Raw genomic sequence first — 24269 nt, forward strand, 5'->3', positions numbered from 1 at the left:
TCGGTCAGCTCACAGCGCCCGGCCGGCTCACAGCGCTCACGGCGCTCATATCGCTCATATCGGGTCGAGCGCGTGGCCGATGCGCGCGTGCAGCGTCCTGAAGCGCTCGACGAGCTCGGCCGGTTCGTGGACGGTGAAGTCGAAGCCGAGCAGGGTCACGTGCAGGGCGAGCCCGTCGAGGGAGTCCGAGCCGACCCACAGGGTGCAACTGCGCTCGTCGACCGCCTCGATCACCCCTGTTTCGGCCGACACCCGTTCGGCCACCCGTGCCGCCGGGGCGTACATGGTGAAACGCGCCCGGTGGCGGTACCGGCCGACGCCCACGGCCCAGGACGCGTACCCGCCGATGTCCTCGGCGGGCGGCTCGCGGGGGCTGAACCGAGGGCCGGCCGGGGCCCGGGGCCGCAGCCGGTCGACCCGGAAGGTCCGCCAGTCCGCCCGGTCGACGTCGTAGGCCACCAGGTACCAGCGGCGCCCGGCGTGGACGAGCCTGTGCGGCTCGACCGTGCGGGTGCTCTCGGTGCCGTCATGACCGCGATAGTCCATGCGCAGCCGCCGGTGGTCGCGGCAGGCCGCGGCGATCGTGGTCAGCGTCTCGGACGAGACGACCGCGCCCGGCCGGTGCTCGGCCACGATGGCCGCGTCGAGCGTCGAGACCCGGTACCGCAGCCGGGGAGGCAGGATCTGTTCCAGTTTCGCCAGGACCCGTACCGACGTCTCCTCGATCCCGGCCACCGTGGCGTTGGCCGCGGTGCGCAACCCCACCGCGACCGCGACGGCCTCCTCGTCGTCGAGCAGCAGCGGCGGCATGGCGGCCCCGGCGCCCAGCCGGTATCCGCCGACGTTGCCGATCGTGGCGTGCACCGGGTAGCCGAGCTCGCGCAGCCGGTCGACGTCCCGGCGCACGGTACGCACCGTCACCCCCAGCCGCTCGGCCAGCTGCGGACCGGTCCAGTCACGGCGATGCTGGAACAACGACAAAAGCCGGAGCAACCGGGCGGAGGTTTCGAGCATGTCCCCATTGTGCGTCGCAACGAGGACGGTAACTGACCTCCTTGGCTGACATGATCGTCTCAGTGACCCCGCCGGACGGAGCGGACGCCGGACGGCGCGGTGTCAGCGCGTCCTCCGTCCGCCCGGAACACCGGCTCGACAGGTCTTCGGGCGGGCTCGCGACCGGGCCCCGCGACGCGAAAACACGCCCAGCCAGGACAACCACCCCGCGCACGCGGCCGAGCGCTGCGTGCCGACACAGAGGAGTCGTGTTTTGAACAGCGAGATCAAGCCGTTCCAGGTCAACGTCCCGCGGTCCGAGCTGGACGATCTGCGGAGGCGCCTGTCCGCCGTTCGCTGGCCCGGCCAGATCCCGGACGTCGGCTGGAGCCGCGGCGTGCCGCTGGATCACCTGAAGGAGCTGACCGAGTACTGGACCACGGCATACGACTGGCGCGCGACGGAGAAGCGGCTCAACCGGCACCCGCAGTTCACCACCCGGATCGACGGGCTGGACCTGCACTTCCTGCACGTCCGTTCACCCCACCCGGAGGCGTTCCCGCTGATCGTCTCGCACGGCTGGCCCGGGTCGATCACGGAGTTCCTGGAGGTGATCGAGCCGCTGACCGACCCCGCCGACCCGGCCGACGCCTTCCACCTCGTGATCCCCTCGCACCCGAACTTCGGGTTCACCGGGCCGGCCCCGGCGGGCTGGGACGCGCGCCGCATCGCCACCGCCTACGCCGAGCTGATGGCCAGGCTCGGCTACGACAGGTACGGGGCGCAGGGCGGCGACTTCGGCGCGGTCATCGCGCCCGACCTCGGGCGGGTGGACTCCGAACGCGTCGCAGGCGTGCACGTCAACGCGGCCACCGTCGGGTTCATCCCGTTCGGGGACGTGCCCGCGGACACGGTGCTCACCGACGCCGAGCGGGCCAGGCTCGACCGGATGAACACCTTCCTCTCCGACGGCAACGGCTACTTCCAGATCCAGGCCACCCGCCCGCACACGCTCGGCTTCGGCCTGGCCGACTCCCCGGTCGGCCAGCTCGCCTGGATCGGCGAGAAGTTCCACGACTGGGCCCACCCCGCGGGCTCGATCGGAGCCGACCACGTCATCACCCACGCGATGATCTACTGGCTGACCAACACCGGCACGTCCTCGGCCCAGCTGTACTACGAGTCCATGCACACCGGCAACTGGCCCACGCCTTCCCGGGTGCCCACCGGCGTGGCCAACTTCGCCGAGGACATCGCGATCCGTCCCTTCGCCGAACCACTCAACAACATCACCCGCTGGACCGAGTACGACCGCGGCGGGCACTTCGCCGCCCTTGAGGTCCCCGACCTGTTCGTGGACGAGGTACGCGCCTTCTTCCGCACCGTTCGCTGAACACCCGGCCACCACTCGCCGGACACCCGGCCATCGCGCCTCTCACGCCGCCACCGGCCTCCCCGTTTCCCGGGACTCGTCACCGTTTCCGGTGCCGAGAGCCCGCCCGGCCTGCGGGCGGTGGCCGTCGGCGGGCGGCGGGAAGGCCGGTGGCGGGGTGGGTGGTCGCGGACGAGGGCTCCGGGTCGCGCGCCGGGGCCCGCGCGTACCTGGCGGGGCTCGCGCTGCGGGCCGGGCGCACCGGGGCCGCCCGGCGAGCGGAGCGCCGTCGTCGCGTATCCCGAGGGCGCCGCGTCATCCGGCCTCGGCTTCGGCCTCGTGCTCCTGCGCCTCCTCCTGCGCATCCTCCTGCGCCTCGTCGGGGACCACGAAGACCAGGTCGAAATGCCGCAGCGCCTCGCCGGCCCGTGCCGGGTCGAGGCAGGCCGCGAAGGCGTCGAGGCTGAAGGTGCCCTCGGTGGCCGCCGCGACCGCTTCGTAGAGCGGCTGGATCTCGCCCTTGAAGTACGCTTCGCACAGCTGTTCGTCGCTTATCCCCGCGTGCCGTACGAGCTTCTCGATCGCCTGGCGTTGCGGGCCGTACTGGTCCTGGTTTCGGAAGACCTCCGCGCCGAGCGCGTCCACCGGGTAGCGGGTCAGGTATTCGGTGAGTCCTTCGTTGAACCAGTGGCCGAGGACCTGCTCCACCGTCGGGTCGGAGAACCAGTGGATGGTCTCGTGATACTCCGTACCGGTGCCGAGCTGGTCCCGCTGGACGAAGATGTGGCCGCCGACCGAGAGGCCGGGCGTGCTGAGACCGGCGTTGAACAGGTACTCGTTGGCCGTCCGCGCGATCTCGATCTCCCCCTCCTCGCCCGGCATCCTGTCGAGGACGAAGACCGCGCCCATCTCCTCGGGGGTGACGTAGTGCAGCCGGTCGCCCGTCAACCGGCGGCCTGCCAGGTAACGCGCGAAGTACTCGTCGCCGACCAGGACCTCCATGATCCTCTCGGCGGTGATCTCCTGGGCGACACCCTGCTCCCGCGCCTCCTCGGCGTGCGATTGATCGGAGCCCCAGACGAGTTCGCCCGGGATCAGCACCTCCTGCACGACCCCTTCGACGTCCACCTCGACGATCGCGCTGAACGGCGCCAGCCCGCCTGGAAACCCGAACGCCGACGAGCGGGTCTTCGCCAGGATGTGGGTCCCGGCGGGGACGGTGACGAGGGAGCCGTCCGTCACCCGCGCCGAGTCGTACGCGCTCGCCTTCAGGCCCGACACCGGTTGCTCAAGCGTGATCTCGGTCATCGCGTCCAGTTCCTGGCGCTTGCCGAGCCAGAACGCCCGAAGATGGACCTTGTTCCGCCGGACGAGCTCCTCGATCGCGTCGACCGTCTCCTGATAGCCGTTGTCGACCAGGTCCGCACGGCGGACGAAGATCGGCGGGTCCGCCGTGTACGAGGGTTCGGCGCGGACCACCAGCTGGCCGTCGACGTGCATCGGCCGGTCGTGGGCGGGGGTGTACATCACCCGCGGGGTTCCCCCCGGGGACTCCTTCTTCGCGCCGACCATGCCGGAGTCGTCCATGATCCAGTAGGTCATCCTGCCCTGCGCCGGGCGCCAGCCGAGCCTGACCGCCGGTGGCGGCGCGGTGGAGGCCGGGTGCCCGCCGAACTTGTCGATGGACTGGCGCCTGGTCCGCCGCAACTCCTCCGGCTCCTCGCCGTCGTTCGCCGGCGGGTCGTTCCGTGGCCGCGTGACGATGCCCTCGTTCTTGTCGGCCCCGTCTCCCTTGTTCCCCCTGTCCTTCGGGTCTTCGCCGGTCTCGGTGCCCTGGCGGAGGTCCTGGCCGGAGGTGCCGTCGGAGCCGACGGGTGGGGGCGAGGCGCTCCTTTCTCGACGCATCGACCCTTTTCTGTTCTTGTTTCCCATACGAGCTCCTTAAGGGGGAGGAGAAAGGGCCGGCCCCTTCCAGCCTGACGTTCGCCTCCGACACCGCGTCACGATGTCGCGAACCGGTTACCGCCGTGTGCGGCCGGTGCCGCGTCCGTCGGCCGCGCCCGGCTCACCGCGCCGGCGCGGTGCCGCGGTGCTCCTGCGGGCTGATGCCGTACACCCGTTTGAACGCCGAGCTGAGAGCGAACCCGCTGCCGTAGCCGACCTGCCGGGCGACGGTGTTCAGCGTGGCGTCGGACTGGCGCAGCAGGTCGGCGGCGAGGGCCAGGCGCCACTCGGTCAGGTAGGTCATCGGCGGCGTGCCGACGGCGTCGCGGAAGCACTCGGCCAGCGTCGCCCGTGACACGCCGACCTCGGCGGCGACCCGCGTCAGCGTCCAGTCCTTCGCCGGGTCCTCGTGGAACAGCCGCAGCGCCTCACCGGCCACCGGGTGGGTGTAGGCCTGGTACCAGGCCGGGGCCTCGGTCTCGGGCCGGTCGAACCACACCCGCAGCACCGCGATGAGCAGCAGGTCGAGCAGGCGGTCGAGCATGACGCCCTGGGCCGGCCCCTGTTCGGCGGCCTCCCGGGCCAGCACCGGGATGAGCGTGGAGTCCCACGTGTCCTCGGACACGACCAGCAGCGGCGGCAGCACGTCGAGCAGGCGCTGGCCCACGGCGCCGACCTCCTCGTACACGCCGAGCAGCATCTGCACCGACCCGTCGGGGTCGCTGCCCCACGTGCGCACCCCCAGCGCCATCCGCTCGCGCAGGTCGACGCCCTCGGGCGTACGGCACTGCTGGCCGGGGTGCACGACGACCCGCGGCGGGGCCGTCGTGCCGTCGCTCATCACGTAGGGGTCCGGCCCGCGGACGATGGCGACGTCGCCCGGACGCAGCCACACCGGCTCACCGTGGCCGGGCTCGACGTACGCCTCGCCGCCGAGCATGACGGCCAGGCACAGCGGCGAGCCGTCCTGGACCCGGATCGACCAGGGGGGATCCAGCACGATCCGAAGGAGGAAGGCGCCGCTGGCCCGCGGCCCCTCAAGTAACCCGGCGAGTGCGTCCACCCCCTCAGGCTAGACGATTGGACATGCGTTCCGGCATCTCGGCCATGGATCATCCAGATTGTGGCGGTCAGGCTGTAGTCATGACAACGAACGAGCACACGACGCTGGTCCTCGGCGGTACCGGCCGGGTCGGCCACCGGGTGACCCGCGGGCTGATCGAGCGAGGCGTGAACGTACGGGTCGGCTCCCGCGCCGGCGAGCCCCCGTTCGACTGGGAGGATCCCGCGACCTGGGCGGGCGCCGTCGCCGGTGTCAGGTCGGCCTACCTGATGTACTACCCCGAGATCGAGTGGCCCGGCGCAGGCGACGCCATCGGCGCCGTGGCCCGGCTGGCGCTCGACGCGGGCGTCGAGCGCCTGGTCCTGCTGTCCGCCCGCAACCAGGACGAGGCCGCCCGGTGCGAGGAGGCCGTGACGAGCCTCCCGGTCGAGTGGACCGTCGTCGCCCCGGCCTCGTTCAACCAGAACTTCGACGAGGGCGTGTTCCTGCGTCCGCTGCGCCACGGCGTGCTGGCCCTGCCCGCCGGTGACAACGCCGACCCGTTCGTCGACGCCGACGACATCGCCGACGTCGTGGTGGCGGCCCTCACCGAGGACGGCCACGCGGGCGAGCGCTACGAGCTGACGGGCCCCCGCCTGTGGACCTTCGCCGAAGCCGTCGGCGAGATCGGCCGGGCGACGGGCCGCGAGCTCCGCTACGTGCCGATCACCCGGGAGCGGTTCGCCGACGCGATCGCTGGCGACGGCGCCCCGCGCGAGTTCGCCGAGCCGCTGGCCACGCTCATCTCCGAGTTCTTTGACGGCCGGAACAGCTCTCTGGCCGACGGTGTCGAGCGTGCCCTGAACCGCGAACCCCGCGACTTCGCGGACTGGGTGGCCAAGATCGCCCCCACCGGCGTGTGGGACGCCCCCTAGACGAGCGATCGGCTCGGAAAGGCCTCCGAAAAGGCCTCCGGAAAGGCCCGCGCCCCGAAGGAGGCCCCCGGAAAAGGCCCGCGACCTGGAGGAGGCCCCGCCCGAGCCGGGGAGACTCCGCGGAGCCCGAGCCGGGGCGTACCGGACACCCGGGGGGCGGGTCAGGCCAGGGAGCGGACGGAGCGGAACGGCTGCCAGCCGGCGGAGTCGACGGCCTCGGGCGAGAGGATGTTGTCCAGGACCATGTGGGCGCAGCCGATGATCCCGGCGCTCGGGCCGAGCCGGCTGCGCTCGATGCGCAGGTTGCGGGTGGCCAGGGCCGTCGAGCGGCGGTGGATGACCTCGCGCACCCCCGAGACCATCGGCTGGAAGGTCTCCGCTACGTCGCCGCCGAGGACCACCACCGAGGGGTTGAGCAGGTTGACCGCGCTGGCGACGACCTCGCCGAGCATCCGGGCGGCGTTGCGGACCACGGTCATGGTCTCGGCGTCCCCGGCCCTGACGAGGCTCACCACGTCGGCCAGGGTCCTGACGTCGTGTCCCAGGTCGCGGAGGCGGCGCAGGATCGCGGTGCCGCTGGCGATGGAGTCGACGCAGTCGATGTTGCCGCAGCGGCAGAGGACCCCTCCGCCGTCGCGGACCGGGATGTGCCCGATCTCCCCCGCGGCGCCCAGCGCCCCCCGCAGGATCTCGCCCCCGGCGATGACCCCGGAGCCGATCCGGGTGGAGACCTTGATGAACAGCAGGTCGTCGGCCTCGCCCGCGTAGATCTCGCGGTGCTCGCCGATCGCGATGACGTTCACGTCGTTGTCGAGGAAGACGGGGACGGGGAAGCGCTCGGCGATGATCGGCGGGATGGCCACGCCGGTCCAGCTGGCCATGATCCGGGCGCTCTCGGTGCGGCCGGCCGCGAACTCCACGGTGGCGGGCACCCCCAGGCCGACCCCGCGGATCAGGGAGGCGGGCCGGTCGCCCAGCAGGTCGCTCCAGGTCTGCATGACCAGGGGCAGGACGACGTCCGGCCCCTCCTCCACGTCCACGGGCGGGGCGGCGCTGGCCAGCACCTGGCCCGCGAGGTCGCAGACGGCGACCTGCGCGCGGCTCGCGCCCAGGGAGCCGACCAGGACGACGCCGCCGGAGGCGTTGAAGGCGAGGCGGGTGGGCGGGCGGCCCCCGGTGGAGGGGCCCTCGCTGTCCTCGACGACGAGACCCCGGTCGAGGAGCTCGGTGACGCGCAGGGAGACGGCGGGTCTGGACAGGCCGGTGACACGCCCTATGTCCGCGCGGGTGACGGCCTCGCCGGAGCGGATGAGGCGCAGCACCTCACCGCTGGTGGCCAGCGCGGCAGCGGGACGTCGAGGCATCCGCCAAGTGAATCACACCCACTTATGAAATGAAAACTTCCTACTTTCTCATCTCAAATTACAAAACTCCGCTTGTGTAGAGCGCAAGATCTAGCTACTGTCCGATCTGTACCTAATTTCGATAGATCACTGTTGGCAGATCACCACGGAGTGCCGTCGCATGTCTGAGACCCCGCAACCCGCCGACCTCATCGTCTTCGGCGGCACAGGCGACCTCTCCATGCGGAAACTCCTGCCCGCGCTCTACCACGCCGACCGCGACGGGCGTCTCGCCCCCGAGACCCGCGTGATCGCGATGTCCCGCGGCGGGCTCGACGACGCCGACTTCCGCGGCAAGGTGGACGCCGAGGTACGCGGCTCGGTGCCGGTGGACGACCTCGACACCTGGCAGCGCTTCCTCGGCCGCCTGCACCACGTCACCGTCGACATCGGCGGCCAGGACCCGGCCGGGTGGGCGAGGCTATCCGGGATGCTCGGCGGGCACGAGCACCGCGACCGGGTGTTCTACCTGGCCAGCCCGCCCATGACGTTCGGCCCGTTCTGCCGGGAGGCGCACCGCGCCGGCCTGGTCACCCCCGCATCGCGGGTGGTGCTGGAGAAGCCCCTCGGCCGCGACCTGGCCAGCGCGCTGCGCATCAACGACGAGGTCGGCGCCATCTTCGAGGAGCGGCAGGTCTACCGCATCGACCACTACCTCGGCAAGGAGACGGTCCAGAACCTCCTTGTGCTCCGGTTCGCCAACGCGTTCCTGGAGCCGATCTGGAACTCCCTCTGGATCGACCACGTCCAGATCACCGTCGCCGAGACCGTGGGCACCCCCGGCCGCCGCGGCTACTACGACCACGCGGGCGCGCTGCGCGACATGGTGCAGAACCACCTGCTCCAGCTGCTCTGCCTGGTCGCGATGGAGCCGCCGTCGCGCAACGACCGCGAGTCGATCCGCGACGAGAAGGTCAAGGTCCTCCAGTCGCTGCGGGCCGTCACCGGCGGCGAGGTGGACCGTTTCACCGTACGCGGCCAGTACACGGCGGGCGAGTCGGGCGGCGTCCCGGTACCCGGCTACCTCGACGAGCCCGACAACACCGCGCCCACCGACGACTCCCGCCGGGTGGAGACCTTCGCCGCGATCCGCGCCGAGGTGAAGAACTGGCGCTGGGCCGGGGTGCCGTTCTACCTGCGGACGGGCAAGCGCATGCCGAACCGCTGCTCGGAGATCGTGGTGCAGTTCAAGGACGTGCCCCACTCGATCTTCCCCGGCAGCACGCCCAACCGGCTGGTGCTGCGGCTGCAGCCGAGCGAGGGCATCCAGCTGAACATCATGGCCAAGGAGCCGGGCGCGGGCGAGGTGGCGCTCAAGCCGGTCCCGCTGAGCCTCAGCTTCGCCGAGACCTTCACCGGCCGGGTGCCCGAGGCCTACGAGCGGCTGCTCATGGACGTCCTCACCGGCAACCCGACCCTGTTCATGCGGCGCGACGAGGTCGAGGCCGCCTGGCGGTGGATCGACCCGATCCTCGCCGAGTGGGACTCCCAGGGCACCCCGCCCGAGCCGTACCCGGCGGGCAGCGCGGGCCCCGCCGCGGCCCACGAGCTCGTCGGCCGCAGCGGCCGCGTCTGGCACGAGGAGGGGCAGGCGTGAGCACGCGAGCCGAGCACCCGGACCGGAACGACCGAGAGAACCATGCCGACCACGACCGAGGAGGCCGGATGCATCCCGTGATCCAGGAGGTGACCGACCGCCTGGTCGAGCGCAGCCGTCCCAGCCGCACCGCGTACCTGAACCGGCTGCGCGCCGAGGCCGACGCGGCCCGCCTGCGCGGGCCCGCGAGGGCGAGCCTGGGCTGCGCCAACCTGGCGCACGGCTTCGCCGCCGTGGGCGAGAGCGACAAGCGGGACCTGCGCGCCAACGTCAAGCCGGGCGTGGCGATCGTGTCGAGCTACAACGACATGCTGTCGGCGCACCAGCCGTACGAGGCCTACCCCGCGATCCTCAAGGCGGCCGTCAGGAAGGCGGGCGGCGTCGCGCAGTTCGCCGGGGGCGTGCCCGCGATGTGCGACGGCGTCACCCAGGGCCGGGCGGGCATGGAGCTGTCGCTCTACAGCCGCGAGGTCATCGCGATGGCCACCGCGATCGCGCTCTCGCACGACATGTTCGACGCCTCCCTCATGCTCGGCGTCTGCGACAAGATCGTTCCAGGCCTGCTGATCGGGGCGCTGCACTTCGGCCACCTGCCCGCGATCTTCGTCCCCGCCGGGCCGATGACCTCCGGCCTGCCCAACAAGGTCAAGGCCCGCACCCGGCAGCTGTTCGCCGAGGGCAAGGTCGGCAAGGACGAGCTGCTCGACGCCGAGGCGAAGTCGTACCACTCCCCCGGCACCTGCACCTTCTACGGTACCGCCAACTCCAACCAGGTCATGATCGAGGTCATGGGCCTGCACCTGCCGGGCTCGACGTTCGTCAACCCGCGCACCGAGCTGCGCGAGGCCCTGACGAGGGCGGCGGGCAGGCGGGCGGTCGAGCTGACCGCGCACGGTTCCGAGTACACCCCCGTCGGCGAGGTCGTCGACGAGAAGGCGATCGTCAACGCCTGCGTGGCGCTGCTCGCGACCGGCGGCTCGACCAACCACACCATGCACATCGTCGCCATCGCCGCGGCGGCCGGCATCGAGCTCCTCTGGGACGACCTGGCCGCGCTGTCGAAGGCCGTGCCGCTGCTGACCCGCATGTACCCCAACGGCCAGGCGGACGTGAACCACTTCCAGGCCGCGGGCGGCATGCAGGTGCTCATCGGCGAACTGCTGGACGCCGGGCTGCTGCACGGCGACGTGCTGACGGTCGCCGGGCGTGGGCTGGACCACTACCGCTCGGCCGCCGAGCTGAAGGAGGGCGAGCTGGTCTGGGAGGAGCGCACCGAGGGCAGCGCCGACCTCGACGTGCTGCGCCCGGTCTCCGACGCGTTCTCCAGCGACGGCGGCATCCACATGCTCGACGGCAACCTGGGACGCGCGGTCAGCAAGGTCTCCGCCGTCAAGGACGAGCACCTGGTCATCGAGGCCCCGGCCAAGGTCTTCGACGACCAGCTGGAGCTGCTGCGCGCCTTCGACGCGGGAGAGCTGGACGGGCAGGACTTCGTGGCGGTCATCCGCTACCAGGGGCCGAGCGCGAACGGCATGCCCGAGCTGCACAAGCTCACCCCGCCGATGGCGGTGCTGCTGGACAGGGGCCAGCGGGTCGCGATCGTCACCGACGGCCGCATGTCGGGCGCGTCCGGCAAGGTCCCGGCCGCCATCCACCTGTCGCCCGAGGCCGCCGACGGCGGTCCCATCGCGCTGGTGCGGGACGGCGACCCGATCCGCCTCGACGCCGCCGCCGGGACCCTGGAGCTGCTGGTCCCGGCCGGGGAGCTGGCGGCCAGGCCCGTCCAGGGGGCGCCGCTCACCGACGCCCAGTGGGTGGGCACCGGCCGCGAGCTGTTCGGCGCCTTCCGCCGCGCGGCGGGCCCGGCCGAGCGCGGCGCGGGCGTCTTCGCCCTGAACGGCCACGCCGAGGCCGTCGCGAACGGCACCCGCCCGGCGACCGCCCAGAGCGGGATCCGGGCGTGAGCGAACACCCCACCGTCTCCTTCGCACGCGCACGACCCGGATTCGCGCGGTCCACGTTCGCATGGTCCGCATTCGCGCGGTCCACGTTCGCGCGATCCACGTTCGCGCGGTCCGCATTCGTACGGCCTGTGGAGGTCGTACGGACCGTGAATCCCGGGTGGCCCGCCGGGGCCGCACGACCCGCGAAGGAGATCCCGTGAGCCTTCCCTGGCTCGTCGCCGACATCGGCGGCACCAACGCCCGCTTCGGGCTGGTCACCGAGCCCGGTGGACAGCCCGAGGCGGTGGCCGTGCTCGCGGGCGCGGAACACGATGGCCTACCCGAAGCCGTAGCCGCCTATATCGCAGATCATGCGGGCGGAGTTCAGCCGGGAGCCGCGTGCGTCGCGATCGCGGGACCAGTGGAGGGCGACCGCTACCGGCTCACCAACGCCGGATGGACGGGGTCGGTACGCGACCTGGGCATCCCGAACGCCTGGCTGCTCAACGACTTCGAGGCCCTGGCCGCGTCCCTGCCGCACCTGCGGGGCGACGACCTGGTCTCCCTGGGCGGCCCAGAGCCCTCGCGCGGCGTCAAGGCCGTGCTCGGGCCCGGGACCGGTCTCGGCGTGGGCGGCCTGGTGCCCGCCGCCGAGGGCTGGGTGCCGATCCCCGGGGAGGGAGGGCACGTCACCGCGCCCGTCCTCGACCGCCGCGACCACGAGATCGTCCGGGCGCTGCGCGCGGACGGCCTGGAGCACGTGGTGGCCGAGCACCTGCTGTCGGGGCCGGGCCTGTCACGCCTGCACCGGGGGCTCGCGCTCGTCCACGGGACGGACGCGCCGAGGCTGTCCGCCTCCGACATCGTGACCAGGATGGACGACTCGCTGTGCGCGGAGACCGTCGAGGTCTTCTGCGCCATGCTCGGCACCTTCGCCGGGAACGTCGCCCTCACCCTCGGCGCGCGGGGCGGTGTCTACCTGGGCGGCGGCGTGCTGCCGCGTATCGTGGACCGGGTACGCTCCAGCGACTTCCGCCGTCGCTTCGAGGCCACCCCGACCCTGAACGACTACCTTGCCGGCATCGCCACGGCGCTGATCGTGGCCCCCCAGCCCGCCCTGACCGGCGCGGCGGCCTGGCTGAACCAGCGCCTGTCCACCCTGGAGTTCGCATGAGTCTGCTCGACATCGCCCCGGTCGTCCCGGTCGTCGTGATCGACGACCCGGAGACCGCGGTCCCCCTGGCCCGCGCCCTGGTCGCGGGCGGCCTGCCGGTCATCGAGGTGACCCTCCGCACCGCCGCCGCCCTGGACTCCATCGCGCGCATCGCCGCCGAGGTCCCGGAGGCCGTGATCGGCGCGGGCACCATCCGCACCCCGGCCGACGTGGCGGCCGCCGTGACGGCCGGGTCCAAGTTCCTGGTCAGCCCGGGGACCACCCCGGTCCTGGTCGACGCCATGGAGGTGAGCGGGGTGCCGTTCCTGCCGGGCGTGGCGACCGCGTCTGAGGTCATGGCGCTCGCCGACCGCGGGGTGACCGAGATGAAGTTCTTCCCCGCCGAGGCCGCCGGCGGGCTGCCGTACCTCAAGGCGCTCGGCGGCCCGCTGCCGCAGGTCAGGTTCTGCCCGACCGGTGGCATCAAGCTCGCGACGGCCCCCGACTACCTCGCGCTGCCGAACGTCGGCTGCGTGGGCGGGACCTGGCTCACCCCGGCCGACGCGCTCGCCACCGGCGACTACGCCAGGATCGAGAAACTGGCCGCCGAGGCGGCCGCCCTCCGCTGACCCTCCCTGCTCGCAGGACCCTTCGCGGAATCTTTTACAAGACCTTTCGCAGGATCTTTCGCAGGGCCCTTCAGGACCCTTCAGGACCCTTCGCGGGTCCCATAGAGACCCCGCGGGCGCGCTTTCTCCTCCCTTGGCGCGCGCCGCGGCCATGAGTCGCCGTGACCCGGTGTGACGCTCATGGGATCCGGCCCGTGGCCGCCCCACAAGGCGGTCACGGGCCGCCCTTTTCCGCTCCTCCGGCTCCTTCCAGGTCCGGGCCGTTCAAACCCGACTGAACCGCGCACGGACCCCACGCGTATCTCGCGGCGAAAGGCACTCCCTCACAGAGGAGCCATGAATGCGAGTACGCATCGTCACGATCTGCGCCACGGTCCTGGTCATGGGCGTCGCCGGTACGGCGTCCGCCGGGACCCACCAGGCGCAGGCCGGAGCGAAACAGACCAAGGCCGGCAGCGGCCCGGAGAAAGCCGGCGGGCAGACCCTGCAGAACCATTTCGCGGTCACCAACCTGGTCTCGGACGTCAGCGGCCGGGCCGCGGTCACCGACCCCACGCTGGTCAACCCGTGGGGCCTGGCCATGGGCAAGACCCTGTGGGTCTCGGCGGCGGGCACCGGCCTGGCCACGGTCTACTCCGGCGGCGCGGGCACCGTGAAGCAGGAGAAGACGCAGGTGCGCGTCCCCGGCGGCAGGCCCACCGGGCAGGTCGTCAACAAGGGCGAGGAGTTCGTCGTCAAGGGTCCCGGCGGTGCCGGACCGGCGACGTTCATCTTCGCCAGCCCCAGCGGGGCGATCACCGGCTGGAACGCCGAGGCCGACCCGGACGACGCGATCATCAGCGCGTTCGTCAAGGGCGCCGACTTCAAGGGCCTGGCCCTGGCCGAGACGAACCGGGGGGCGATGCTGCTGGCCGCGGACTTCGCCCACAACAGGGTCCACGTCTTCGACGGGGACTTCGACCGGATCTCGTTCGGCCGCCGCGCGTTCAAGGACCCCGGCCTGCCGGAGGACTATGCGCCGTTCAACGTGGAGGTCGTGGGCAACTCCATCCTCGTCGCGTACGCCAAGCGCGACCCCGAGACCGGCAAGTCGGTCGCCGGGCAGGGCAAGGGGTTCGTCAGCCAGTTCAGCGGCTCGGGCCGGTTCGTCGGCCGCTTCGCCGCGCGCGGGGCCCTCAACGCGCCCTGGGCGATGACGCTGGCTCCGAAGGGCTTCGGCGCCCACTCCGGGGCCCTGCTGGTCGGCAACTTCGGCGACGGCCGGATCAACGCCTACAACCCGCGCAACGGCCGTCCGCTCGGCCCGCTGCGCTCCTCCGACGGCAAGGCCATCACCCTGGGCGGCCTGTGGGACCTGGAGCCCGGCACCGAGGCCGTCGGCGGCACGAACGCCCTGTGGTTCAGCGCGGGCAGCGACGGCGGCACGCACGGCCTGCTCGGCCTGATCCGGCCCTCAGGAGCGGCCACCTCGACGAACTCCCCCACGGGCGGCGCGTCCCCCACGCCCTCCTCCTCGCACCCGAGCTCCCACAACTCCGGTTCCAACAACTCCAACTCCAATTCGAACTCCAACTCGTACGGCTCCGGCTACTGAACTCCTCCGCAGTACTCCGATGTTCACGCCGGAGGTGATGCGGCCCCTCCCTCGTAGCGGGTCCTCGTAGTCACGTAGCAGGGCCCTTCTCAGGGGTCCTCCCAGCGAGTCCTCATAACGAGTCTTCCTAGCTAGTCCTCGTAACGGGTCCTCGCAACGAGGCAAGAGGCGCCGGCTCGCCCTCATCGCGGATCGGCGCTCGGTAGGGCGCTCGCGCCAGGTACCGCCGGACGGGCGGGAACGGAGCCCGTGAGGGCTCGGAAGCCTGTGGAGAGCGGCCTGTGGAGACCCGGTGAGACCACCGTCCCGGTGGCTCGGGCCGGTGAAGCGGGAAGCCACAGAGGTGTCGCGAGAGCGGCACGGGCGACATCCTCGGCGTTCATGCCGGGGAGCGCGTCGAAACCATTGACGGACCACCGCCGGGCGCCAGTGCCCGGGGTTCCTTCCGGCTGCGCCGGCACCCCCATATCAGCGGACCGCGAGGCCGAGCCGACAGGCCGGCCCACGCGGACCGCCGGAGGGGTGCCGGCGCCGCGGCACGTCCCGGCAGGTTCCGTCACGTTCCGGCACCCTCCTCGGGCGCTCCGGCACGACGCCGCCTAGGAGAGTCACCCCTCGGTGACCACGCCACCGCCCGGTTTCCTTTAACCTTGAACGAACGAGGGGAGTACTTCCCAAGAACCGGTCCGGTCAATACGGACGCCCTGTGGCGTCCCCGGACGGTCGCCCGCGAGGTGCGGGTGAAGGAGACCTCGAATGGCCGAGCGCATTCGAGGAGCGAGCATGCCCCTGACAGTCCCCTCCCCCTTCGGGCACCACCTCACCGGCGTCCCCCCACCACGGCACCCGCCCCTCCGGAGCCGTGTTCCCAAGGACGCCGGGGTCACCGGGGTTTCCGGGATCTCTCCGGCCTTCCGGCGCGACGTCCCACCTCGTCACATCCCCACCGCGACCCGTTCCGTGGCCGTCGACGGTCCGTACCGTCCCGGTCGGCGGCCACCGCCATCTCCGGACGCGCCTCACGAGTAGCCCTCGGTCCGATCTTCGCCAGGTTCGTCCCCTCCGGCATCCGCCGGATCGACGGCGAACTCGAATCCGCCACTGGAAGGCTGCGAGACGCACTATGAGAGAAGTCCCCCATACCAGCGAGGTGCACGTGATGGCCACCACACCGGCCAGCCGGTCCTCCGTCGAGGATCTGCGCTATCCGGCAGGATCGCTGGTGCTCCTCGCGGGGCTCCCCGGCGCGGGCAAGAGCACCCTGCTCGACCGGCTGTACGGGCTGCGCGGCGACGAGAGCGAGCCGGTGCGCGCCGGTGAGGCCCGCGTCATCGACTCGCGCCAGTCCCGCAACTGGTGGGCCCGCTACCTGGGCCCGCTCCCGCCGAGGGCCCGCATCCCGTTCGTGCACACCACCCACGTGGTACGGATCGCCCGCGCCCTGCTGAAGGGGCACGCCGTCGTCGCGCACACCCGCGGCACGTGGCCGCACATCCTGTACGGGTTCGCCTGGCTGGCCCGCAGGGTCGACAGCGAGGTCCACCTGATCCTGCTCGACGTGGAGCCGAGGACGGCCCGCGAGGGGCAGCTCTCGCGCGGCCGGGTCGTCACGAGCGCGACCTTCGCCCGGCACTGCCGCCGCTGGCGAGTGATCATCGACCGCGCCCGGGGCGGCTCGTTCCCCCCCGCCGCGAGCGTCACGATCCTCGACCGTCCCGCCGCGGACCTGCTCAGGGCGATCCGCTTCGACGAGCGGCCCCCCGCGCGGCGGGACGGATGACTTTACCTTCGCCTGGCTCTGCGCCTCACTCGCCCAGGGCAGGTTCAGAGCGACCGGGAGGAACCCAATGATCGACGTACTGGCTCTCGCCGCGGAGCACCTCACCCTCGCCAGGGCGAGCTCGCACGGTCGCAGCGCCCACACCTACCTCAACGAGGGCACGCTGCGTCAGGCGGTCATCGCGCTGACCGCGGGAACGGTCCTCGGTGACCACGACGCCCCACCGGCCGCGAGCCTGCACGTCCTGTCGGGGCGGGTCCGGCTCATCGACGGCGAGCGGAGCGTCGGGCTCGGCGCGGGCCAGAGCGCTCCGATCCCGCAGCGGCGGCACTCGCTGGAGGCCGAGGAGGAGTCGGTGGTCATCCTCACCAGCGTCGTCAACATCGGCGACTGAGGGCCCCGCCGGGCGGGGGCGCCGGGGCCGGGGGGGTACGGCCAGGTCGGCGCGTTCACGACGGTCGGGAACGGCCACCGGCGGTCAGGGGCGTTCAGGAACGGGCCCGTCGTGTCCCGTGGTGTCCTGCGGTGTCCCGTCGTGTCCCCGTACGGACGAGGTCCGGCACCCGCGCGACGATGCGACAGGCCGGACCGGGCTTACAGGCCGGACCGGGCAGACCCGCCAGGCGGGCCAGGCGGGCCAGACCGGCCGGGCCGGAGCGCCTATACCGCGAGGCGCCGGCCGTCCGTCGACAGCGGTCCCTCCCCGAAGTGCGGCAGGTAGTGGCGGAAGAAGATGTCCGCGACGAGGGCGCGCCGGCTGCCCAGGCCGGTCTTGGCGAAGACGCTCTTGAGGTGGTCCTGGACCGTGTGGGGGCTGATGTTCAGCCGGCCCGCGATCTGTGTCGTGGAGTGGCCGCGCATGACGTGCTGGGTGATCTGCCGTTCGCGCTCGCTCAGACCGTAGGCGCCGAGGATGACCGCGGTCAGCTCCCCCGGCTCGGGAGGGCTGAGGGAGACGGCGACGAGCCCCTCCTCTCCCTGTCCCATCGACCACGCCTGGAGGGCCACCCACCGGCCGGACCGGCTGAGCGCGCGGGAACGTGCCATTCCCGAGGAGAGCGCGGCGGCGGTCACCGCGCGCAACGGCCGGATGTGCTCCGGGGTGCCGTCCTGCAGGAGCTCCAGCCAGGTGCGCGCCGTCGGCGACATCGACCGGATGTTCCCCTCCCGGTCGACGACGACCAGGCCGGGCGCGTCCGGGACCGTTCCGGTGTCCACTCCGGACAGGAGCAGCGAGCGCCGCAGCGCGGCCGTCGCCGGGCGGCCCAGCCGCGCGGCGGCCGCCTCGTCGGCGTCGGTGAACGGCGTGGCACCGTCCTCCCTGCACATCACCAGCAGGCCCCAGACGTGCGGGCCGTCGCGCAGGGCGACCCTTAGCTCGTCACCGAGTCCTTGCGGGCGCAAAATGTCCTGATAGTACTTACTAGAGTGGATATTTCCGGCTGTCGCGCGGCTGAGAAGGCTCGTGGTGGACGCGCCATTCGCCAGTTCGCGGAGATTACCCGGATCATCCGCCTCGACGTGTTCGATCTCGAACAGGCGTGGAAGATATTCCGCGGAAAAGCCCGCCTCGTTCTGCCCGCCGGTGTCCAGCAAGGTGGACGGATCGATCAGGACCGTGCACCACACGTCAGCGGGCACCCGCCTCAGGACCGCGGAGGCGGTGACGTCGAGTACATCGAGGGCGCTCTGCTGCCGGGCGAGCCTCTGCTCAAAACCGCCTGAATCAGGGAGCATGCCGCAAATCATAAAGCCGATCCATCGCCCATCCCAGAAAGTTGGGATATACGGCGGCCCTCTTTCCCCGATACATCTGGTCATACGCGTACTCGTACCAAACGGCACAAATGGGGGAATCATGAAAAGAACGGGCTTCGCACGCCTGGGGACGACCGCGCTGCTGGTTCTCGCGACGACGCAGGCACCAGCGACCCCGGCGTCGGCATCGGTGTCTGCATCAGCATCAGCGTTGGCGTCGGCATCGGCGTTGGCGTCTGCATCGGCGTTGGCGTCGGCGGAGACCTCCGGCGCCTCGGTCACCATGGTGAACTGCCGCTCCCTGTCCGGCTCGGGCTCCTACTCCAACCCGCTGCGGCTGGGCACCGTCCGCGGCACCGTCGTGGCGGTGGGCTGCCCGCCGCTGACGTCGGGCGCCGGGTACAACCACCGCTACTTCATCTTCTCCACCGTTCGCACCGCCGGCCGGAACTCCGCGGCGGGCGCCCGCTTCCAGCTGTCGGGCAACCTCTCCGCCGTCCACCCGCGCCTGGCGTCGGGACCCGTGACGGTCCTCCGCTCGCTGCAGCACGGCTTCTGGACCGGTAGCGGCTCCAACCTCACCGGACGCTACCTGCCGCTCGCCGGGCTGAACCGGGGCACCTACCGGCTGGGGGTGGAGAAACTGCGCAGTCCGCTGTCGTCGCTGTCGACCCCGTGGTTCGATGCCGTTGTCGTCATCAACTGACCACGGACAGGCTCGGGAACCGTGTCTGCCGGCGCCCGAGCCGGAGGACTCACATGCCCCTCGAAGCGGGAGAGAACGCGCCCGTCCCCGACCCCGCCGAGCGCCCCGCCCCCGACCCCGCCGGACACCCGGATCCCGCCCCTGCCGGACACCCCGATCCCGGCCCCGCCGGACACCGTGGCGGCGTCCCGGGCGACGCCCCGACGACCGACCGGGACGACCGCCCGCAAAACGACGCCCCGGAGGCCGACCGGAACGGCCGTCTGCACCACGGCGCCGTCCGGTCGCTGCGGTCGAGGATCACGGCCCTCCGCGGGGCCGGCGCGGCGGGACCGAGGAGGCCGCCCCGGCCCCGGCGCTTCCGCTTCCCGAGGCGGGGTGACGGGGAACGGGGCGGTGCCCGGCCGTACGAGCGGATCGTCGCGATCGCGATCGGCCTGTCCACGATCACCGGCGCGGTCGCCTCGTACGCGGCGGTGCGGCTGAACTCGCAGGCCATCGACACCGACCGGCAGGCCGTGGTGGAGACGATCCAGGTGCGGACGGCGGGCGTGGTGGGGCACATGATCAGCCGGTCGAGGGGCGGGCAGGTCGTGCACTACCGGGCCCTCCACGCCCAGGCCGACGCGATCGAGGCCGTCGATCCCGACGAGGCCAGGGCCCTGCGCGACCTCGCCGACGGGCTCCTCGTCGACCAGTACATCGACCGCCGCCACCTGCCGGGCGTGGGCGCCTCCGCCGAGTGGGACTACGAGATGAGCGAGGCCGCGGTGATCCGCAACTACGAGACCTTCACGGTGCCCGGCGACCAGCCCGCCAGGACCGCGCGGCGCGCCGACGCCCTGCACGACCGGGTCGGCCATCTCACCCTCACCGTCGGCGGCACCCTCGCGATCGTGCTCCTGCTGACCGTCGCCCGCCTCGTCGCGCCGCCGCGCCGCGACCGGCTCCTGCGAGCCGCCCTCGGCGGGTACGGGCTGCTCACCGCCCTCGCCCTGTGGCTCTCCCTGGCCCCGGTATGACGGAGGGAACCGGCACGACCGAGGGAACCGGCACGACCGACGAGGAGTTCGACACCCCGTTCAAGCGCCGGCTCGCGCTCACGATGACCGCGGTGGGCCTGCTCGCCGGAATGCTCACCTACCTCGGGGGGCAGGCGGGCGCCCAGGAGGACAGGAACGCCCGCGAGGCCCAGCGCGCCTCCGTGACCGCGCTGGCCGCCCAGGCGGGCGCGACGGCCGACTCCATGGAGAGCACCGCCAACCTCGGCACCGCCACCACCGTCAAGCGCCGCCACGACCTGGAGTCCCTGCGGGCCGCACTGCTCGGCGAGCAGGAGCACGAGGCCGTCGCCGACCGGCTCCGGCGGGCGTACGGCAAGCTGTCCGGTTCCTCGCCACTGCTGGGCGCCGAACCGGACGCCGCCCAGCGCTACCTCGCCGATCTCAACAGGGAGGCGACCGTGGCGGGCCTCCTGCAGGAGGCGACCCAGGAGACCGCGAGCTCGTGGGGCGACAGGAGCAACACCTACTCAGCGGGGACCGCCCTCCTCGCGGTCGCGCTCACCCTGTTCGGCCTGTCCCTGACCGTCGGCGAGGCCACCCGGCACCACCTGGTGTGGCCCGGCGCCGCGCTGGTGGCCGTCACCGTCGCGGGCGCCTTCGTCCTCCTCGCCGTACCGCCCGTCACGACGCCCCGCGCGGCCGTCGCGGCCGTGGCCGAGGGCGACCGTCTCGCCGGGCTGCGCGAGCACGAGGGCGCGATCGCCCAGTACACCCGGGCGATCGCGTTGCGCGACGACTACGCGGTCGCCTACGAGCACCGTGCGAGCGCCCGCGTGCTGGCGGCGAGCCCCGAGCGCGCCACGTCGGCGTTCGTGTTCAGCACGGCCTCCCGCAGCGCGTACGAGGCCGCGGTGGCGGACATGACCAAGGCGGTGGAGTACGGCGGCGAGAAGTACACCGCCCTGGGCAACCTGGGCGGCTTCGAGATCCACCTGGCCGACTACGAGGCGGCCGAGGAGCACAGCCGGGCCGCCATCGAGCTCAACCCCGGCCCGCCGATCCCCCGGCTGAACCTGCTGCTGGCCCTGCTCGGCCAGAACAGGACCGCCGAGGCCAGGCGGGTGGCCACCGAGCTGCTCCGGGTGATCAGAAGCCGTCCCGACCCCACCGAACGCAACGAGCTCTACGCCGCCACCCGGACCAACCTCGACCTGGTGTCCGCCCAGCGCGACCACGCCCGGCCCCTCGCCCAGGAGATCAAGGGCGAGCTGGTGCGCGCGCAGGGCGAGGAGCTCGCCCCGAACGCGCGGCCCGCGCCCTCGGCCAGGATCCCGGCGCTCCGGGTGGTCGCGCAGGGGGCCGTCATCCAGGCGACCCTCTCCTACGAGGGCATGTTCAAGGGCGCCAGGATGGCCTCGATCGTCTACCACCGGGCGCGGCCGGGCGACGAGTGGCTCCAGCGCTCCGACCTGGTCAGCATCCAGCCCTGGCAGCCGGAACAGCCCTCGGGCACCACGTACTGGACGGTCGTCGACGCCGCCTGCCCCGCGGCCGGTGAGTATCGCGTCGAGTTCTACGCCGAGGGCCGCCTGCTGGCCGGCGCGGGCGCCACCCTGTCGACCGGCACCGGCACCGGCCTGACCGGGTACGCCGACTGGGCCGGCGGCCTGGCCCTCTGCCGCCCCGACGGCTGGGCCTTCTCCCACGACCTGGCCGGCACCGCCGACCTGACCTCCCCGAACAAACTCCACCACCTGGCGATCAGGGTCCTCCGCATCGCCCCGCCCACCTCGGCCGCGTCCCGCGCCCGGATCCTGGCCACGGTCCGCGAGCAGCTGGAGCGCACCCTCCCCGCCCGCCCGCTGAGCACCCGGCCCCCGGCCGACGCGACCTTCGGCGGTTTCCCCGGCACCGCCTGGTGGATGACGCTTCCCAACGCCGAGGTGGCCTACCTGTGGGCGGCCCTCGACGACACCGGCAGGCTCCGCACCTTCGTCGCCCGCTTCCCCGAGAACGACCCCGAGGTGCTGAACAACGTCATCGGCTACCTCCGCTTCGTCTGACCCGCTTCGTCCGATCCCGCGCCCGGAGGGCGGCTCTCCCGGGCGCGGGACCGGACGAAGCGGAGCCTGAACGACCTCGCGACCACCGAGAGGGCGGGAGCAGCGCACGAGCCGGGGGGCGGGCGCCGTGGACTCCAGGACGCGCGTGCCGAGGTCGCGTGGACGACGCGGTCACTCCGTCGCCGCCGCGTCCGGACGCCCGGGTCCGGCCGGCCCGCCCGGCCCGGCGGGACGGAACGGGTCACCTGGCGGCAGCCACGCCGTGTCATCGTCCAGGCAGAGGCTGAGACCGCCGACGTCACGGGTGAGCGTCTCGACGGTGGCCCGCACGGCCTCGCGGGTCTCGTCGCGCCGGAAGACGAGGGCCCAGGTCCAGTACGGAGCCGGGTCGACCACCGCGCGCCGCCGGAGGTCGGGCGGCACGGGCACGTCCTGGCCCTTCGCCGAGTTGAGGACGGGGCGGCGGAGCCGTCGTACGTGGTCGAAGAAGGGCGGGCCGGTGATGCCGCCGTCGTCGACGCGCACGACGCGGGCGCCGATGTCGCGGGCGAACGCCTCGGCGTAGCGGTTCCACGAGTTCCAGGTGGCGGTGTCGGTGTCCATCAGCACCACGGTGTTCCTGGCCTGGACGGCGGACGTCCCGGCGCCGGCGGAGATCGCGAAGAGCCGCTCCACGCCGATCGGCCGGGCCTCGAGGCCCCGGCCGGCCAGGCCGTCGGTCTGCGCCCAGCAGATGGCCAGGTCGATGCTGCCGTCGGCGACCCGCCCCGCCTGGATGTGCGACGGCATGACCCACGCGTCGACGTGCAGCTGCGCGACACCGGACACGCGGGCGGCCAGGCCGGGCGGCAGCCAGCCGACGTGGCCGAGCTGGACCGGCTCGGTGGCGGCCAGACCGGCCGCGGAACGGCGCAGCTCGTCGGCCTGTTCGAGCACCGTCCGGGCCTGGGCGAGCAGTGCCCGCCCGGCGGGGGTCATCGCGACCGAGCGGCGGTCGCGGTCGAACAGGCGTACGCCCAGGTCCCGCTCCAGCCCCTTGATCTGCTGGGAGAGCGACGGGCCGGCGATGCGCAGCCTGGCGGCGGCCCGGCCGAAGTGCAACTCCTCGGCCACCGCGACGAAGTAGCGCAGCTGGCGTAGCTCCACCCGCACATTCTAGTCCTGTAGGAGGTTTTACCTACCAGCAGGTAGCAAGCCGGTCATAGCGGGACGGAACCAAGTGGACCCACGATGGGTTCTGCACTACAGGGAAGCCACGCTGCCAACGTGCCTGATCAGCGTACCGATCGCGCTGTCAGCGGGCCGGTACGCCGCCGGCCGGACCGGCACTCGATCGGGCCGAGGCCGGTGACGTACGGCGTACGGCGATCCGGCTTCCGCGAGCCCCCGAGGCGTCCGGATCACGCCTCGTTCGAGCGCGCCGGTGACGCCCACGGCCGAAACCTTCCGAAAGAGTGAACATGAACGCATCCCAGGCGGCCCTGTCCATCGAAAGGGATCTTGTCCAGCGCCGGTTCGCCTCCGCCGCCGCCCACGAACTCCGCACGCCCCTCGCCGGTCTCAGGGCCGAGCTGGAGGAGGCCCGGTTGCATCCCGGCCAGACCGACCTCCCCCGGCTGCTCGACGCGGCGCTCCGCGGCGTCGAGCGGCTCGAAGCGATCACCGCCGACCTCCTGCTGCTCACGCGGGTCGCGGAGGGCACCTGCGCACGGCAGCCGGTCGACCTTTCCGCCGTGGCCCGTGCCCACGTGGCCGAGATGACCGGGAGCCCGGACGTCCGGCTGCGGGCCGAGACCTCGGTCGTCGTCGACGCGGTGCCCACGCTCCTCGACAGGCTGGTGGCCAACCTGCTCGACAACGCCCGGCGGCACGCGCGGCGTTCTGTGCGGGTCCAGGTGATCCGGCGCGGGGACACGGCCGAGCTCGTCGTCACCGACGACGGGCCCGGCATCCCCGCCCCCGACCGCGAACGCGTCTTCGAGCGCTTCTTCCGGCTCGACAGCGCCCGCTGCCGCCTTCGCGGCGGCGCGGGTCTCGGCCTGGCCATCGCCCGCGACATCGCCCACGCCCACGGCGGCACCCTGGGCGTCGAGGACACCCACGACACCGGGAACGCCGAGAACCCTGAGAACGCTGAAAGCACCGAAAGCGCCGAAAGCAGTGACGACGGAGCGTGCCTCGTGCTTCGCCTCCCCGTCGCCCGGCACGCCGCCGGTCGCCCGTGACCGTTCTCGCAAGCACTCACCCTTCCTCCCGCGCCCCGAAAGGAAGGCCGCCCGCCGGACGGAAGGCGCGGGAAGAGCCTCTCGCGAGAGCACGGCACCGATGACGGTGAACCGGTGAGACGGTCCGG

General features: G+C 72.4%; 20 protein-coding genes. 14 read left to right on the forward strand and 6 right to left on the reverse strand.

Features of this window, described 5'->3' with window-relative positions:
* Positions 1-54: 54 nt before the first annotated feature.
* Positions 55-1014 carry a helix-turn-helix transcriptional regulator gene (locus ABT053_RS00320; RefSeq protein ID WP_350966608.1) on the reverse strand — a complete coding sequence of 320 codons (960 nt, stop codon included), beginning with the start codon at positions 1012-1014 and terminating at the stop codon, positions 55-57.
* Positions 1015-1267: 253 nt separating this feature from the next.
* On the opposite strand from ABT053_RS00320, the gene ABT053_RS00325 reads away from it, so the two are divergent.
* On the forward strand, positions 1268-2386 hold the full coding sequence (locus ABT053_RS00325; protein ID WP_350966609.1) for an epoxide hydrolase family protein: 1119 nt from the start codon (positions 1268-1270) through the stop codon (positions 2384-2386).
* A 294-nt stretch (positions 2387-2680) separates the two neighbouring features.
* Here ABT053_RS00325 and ABT053_RS00330 read toward each other — a convergent pair whose 3' ends face one another.
* Together ABT053_RS00330 and ABT053_RS00335 are read right to left on the reverse strand one after the other, a co-directional pair.
* Complete coding sequence (locus tag ABT053_RS00330; protein WP_350966610.1) at positions 2681-4297, reverse strand: hypothetical protein; 1617 nt, start codon at positions 4295-4297, stop codon at positions 2681-2683.
* 133 nt (positions 4298-4430) lie between these two features.
* Positions 4431-5372: an AraC family transcriptional regulator gene (locus ABT053_RS00335; protein ID WP_350966611.1), complete on the reverse strand. Its 942-nt coding sequence runs from the start codon at positions 5370-5372 to the stop codon at positions 4431-4433.
* Positions 5373-5452: 80 nt separating this feature from the next.
* Between ABT053_RS00335 and ABT053_RS00340 the strand changes: the two genes are divergently transcribed.
* The gene (locus ABT053_RS00340; RefSeq protein WP_350966612.1) at positions 5453-6286 is read left to right on the forward strand and encodes a Rossmann-fold NAD(P)-binding domain-containing protein; all 834 of its coding nucleotides are present in this window, start codon (positions 5453-5455) and stop codon (positions 6284-6286) included.
* A gap of 161 nt (positions 6287-6447) precedes the next feature.
* Here ABT053_RS00340 and ABT053_RS00345 read toward each other — a convergent pair whose 3' ends face one another.
* Positions 6448-7650, reverse strand: coding sequence for an ROK family transcriptional regulator (locus ABT053_RS00345; RefSeq protein WP_350966613.1), 1203 nt, complete (start codon positions 7648-7650; stop codon positions 6448-6450).
* A gap of 160 nt (positions 7651-7810) precedes the next feature.
* Between ABT053_RS00345 and zwf the strand changes: the two genes are divergently transcribed.
* From zwf to ABT053_RS00380, 7 genes are all read left to right on the forward strand, one after another.
* Positions 7811-9286 (forward strand): glucose-6-phosphate dehydrogenase, encoded by a 1476-nt coding sequence (gene zwf / locus ABT053_RS00350; RefSeq protein WP_350966615.1) that lies wholly within the window; start codon positions 7811-7813, stop codon positions 9284-9286.
* Positions 9287-9354: 68 nt separating this feature from the next.
* Positions 9355-11250 carry a phosphogluconate dehydratase gene (gene edd, locus ABT053_RS00355; protein ID WP_350966616.1) on the forward strand — a complete coding sequence of 632 codons (1896 nt, stop codon included), beginning with the start codon at positions 9355-9357 and terminating at the stop codon, positions 11248-11250.
* A gap of 196 nt (positions 11251-11446) precedes the next feature.
* Positions 11447-12403: a glucokinase gene (locus ABT053_RS00360; protein ID WP_350966617.1), complete on the forward strand. Its 957-nt coding sequence runs from the start codon at positions 11447-11449 to the stop codon at positions 12401-12403.
* Positions 12400-13011 (forward strand): bifunctional 4-hydroxy-2-oxoglutarate aldolase/2-dehydro-3-deoxy-phosphogluconate aldolase, encoded by a 612-nt coding sequence (gene eda / locus ABT053_RS00365; protein ID WP_350966618.1) that lies wholly within the window; start codon positions 12400-12402, stop codon positions 13009-13011. The genes ABT053_RS00360 and eda overlap by 4 nt, the downstream gene beginning before the upstream one ends.
* Positions 13012-13351: 340 nt before the next feature.
* Positions 13352-14605 carry a TIGR03118 family protein gene (locus tag ABT053_RS00370; RefSeq protein ID WP_350966619.1) on the forward strand — a complete coding sequence of 418 codons (1254 nt, stop codon included), beginning with the start codon at positions 13352-13354 and terminating at the stop codon, positions 14603-14605.
* A 1159-nt stretch (positions 14606-15764) separates the two neighbouring features.
* Positions 15765-16385 carry an AAA family ATPase gene (locus ABT053_RS00375; RefSeq protein WP_350966621.1) on the forward strand — a complete coding sequence of 207 codons (621 nt, stop codon included), beginning with the start codon at positions 15765-15767 and terminating at the stop codon, positions 16383-16385.
* Between the two features lie 67 nt (positions 16386-16452).
* On the forward strand, positions 16453-16779 hold the full coding sequence (locus ABT053_RS00380; RefSeq protein WP_350966622.1) for a cupin domain-containing protein: 327 nt from the start codon (positions 16453-16455) through the stop codon (positions 16777-16779).
* A 266-nt stretch (positions 16780-17045) separates the two neighbouring features.
* Here ABT053_RS00380 and ABT053_RS00385 read toward each other — a convergent pair whose 3' ends face one another.
* Entirely contained in the window at positions 17046-17789 is a 744-nt protein-coding gene (locus ABT053_RS00385) for a helix-turn-helix transcriptional regulator (protein WP_350966623.1), read from the reverse strand.
* 24 nt (positions 17790-17813) lie between these two features.
* On the opposite strand from ABT053_RS00385, the gene ABT053_RS00390 reads away from it, so the two are divergent.
* The 4 genes from ABT053_RS00390 (at position 17814) to ABT053_RS00405 (ending at position 21916) form a co-directional block, all read left to right on the forward strand.
* Positions 17814-18110: a hypothetical protein gene (locus tag ABT053_RS00390; protein ID WP_350966624.1), complete on the forward strand. Its 297-nt coding sequence runs from the start codon at positions 17814-17816 to the stop codon at positions 18108-18110.
* Between the two features lie 262 nt (positions 18111-18372).
* The gene (locus ABT053_RS00395; protein ID WP_350966625.1) at positions 18373-18849 is read left to right on the forward strand and encodes a hypothetical protein; all 477 of its coding nucleotides are present in this window, start codon (positions 18373-18375) and stop codon (positions 18847-18849) included.
* A gap of 53 nt (positions 18850-18902) precedes the next feature.
* Positions 18903-19871, forward strand: coding sequence for a hypothetical protein (locus ABT053_RS00400; RefSeq protein ID WP_350966626.1), 969 nt, complete (start codon positions 18903-18905; stop codon positions 19869-19871).
* A complete protein-coding gene (locus ABT053_RS00405) occupies positions 19868-21916 on the forward strand; it encodes a tetratricopeptide repeat protein (RefSeq protein ID WP_350966627.1) in 2049 nt (682 codons plus the stop codon). Before ABT053_RS00400 ends, ABT053_RS00405 begins: the two co-directional genes overlap by 4 nt.
* 171 nt (positions 21917-22087) lie before the next feature.
* Here the strand turns inward: ABT053_RS00405 and ABT053_RS00410 are convergent, their stop codons facing one another.
* Positions 22088-23062 carry a LysR family transcriptional regulator gene (locus ABT053_RS00410; protein WP_350966628.1) on the reverse strand — a complete coding sequence of 325 codons (975 nt, stop codon included), beginning with the start codon at positions 23060-23062 and terminating at the stop codon, positions 22088-22090.
* A gap of 314 nt (positions 23063-23376) precedes the next feature.
* Here ABT053_RS00410 and ABT053_RS00415 point away from each other — a divergent pair, with 314 nt between their 5' ends.
* The gene (locus ABT053_RS00415; RefSeq protein ID WP_350966629.1) at positions 23377-24141 is read left to right on the forward strand and encodes a sensor histidine kinase; all 765 of its coding nucleotides are present in this window, start codon (positions 23377-23379) and stop codon (positions 24139-24141) included.
* The last annotated feature ends 128 nt before the right edge of the window (positions 24142-24269 follow it).

Source organism: Streptosporangium sp. NPDC002524, assembly GCF_040295985.1.
Taxonomy (GTDB): Bacteria; Actinomycetota; Actinomycetes; order Streptosporangiales; family Streptosporangiaceae; genus Streptosporangium.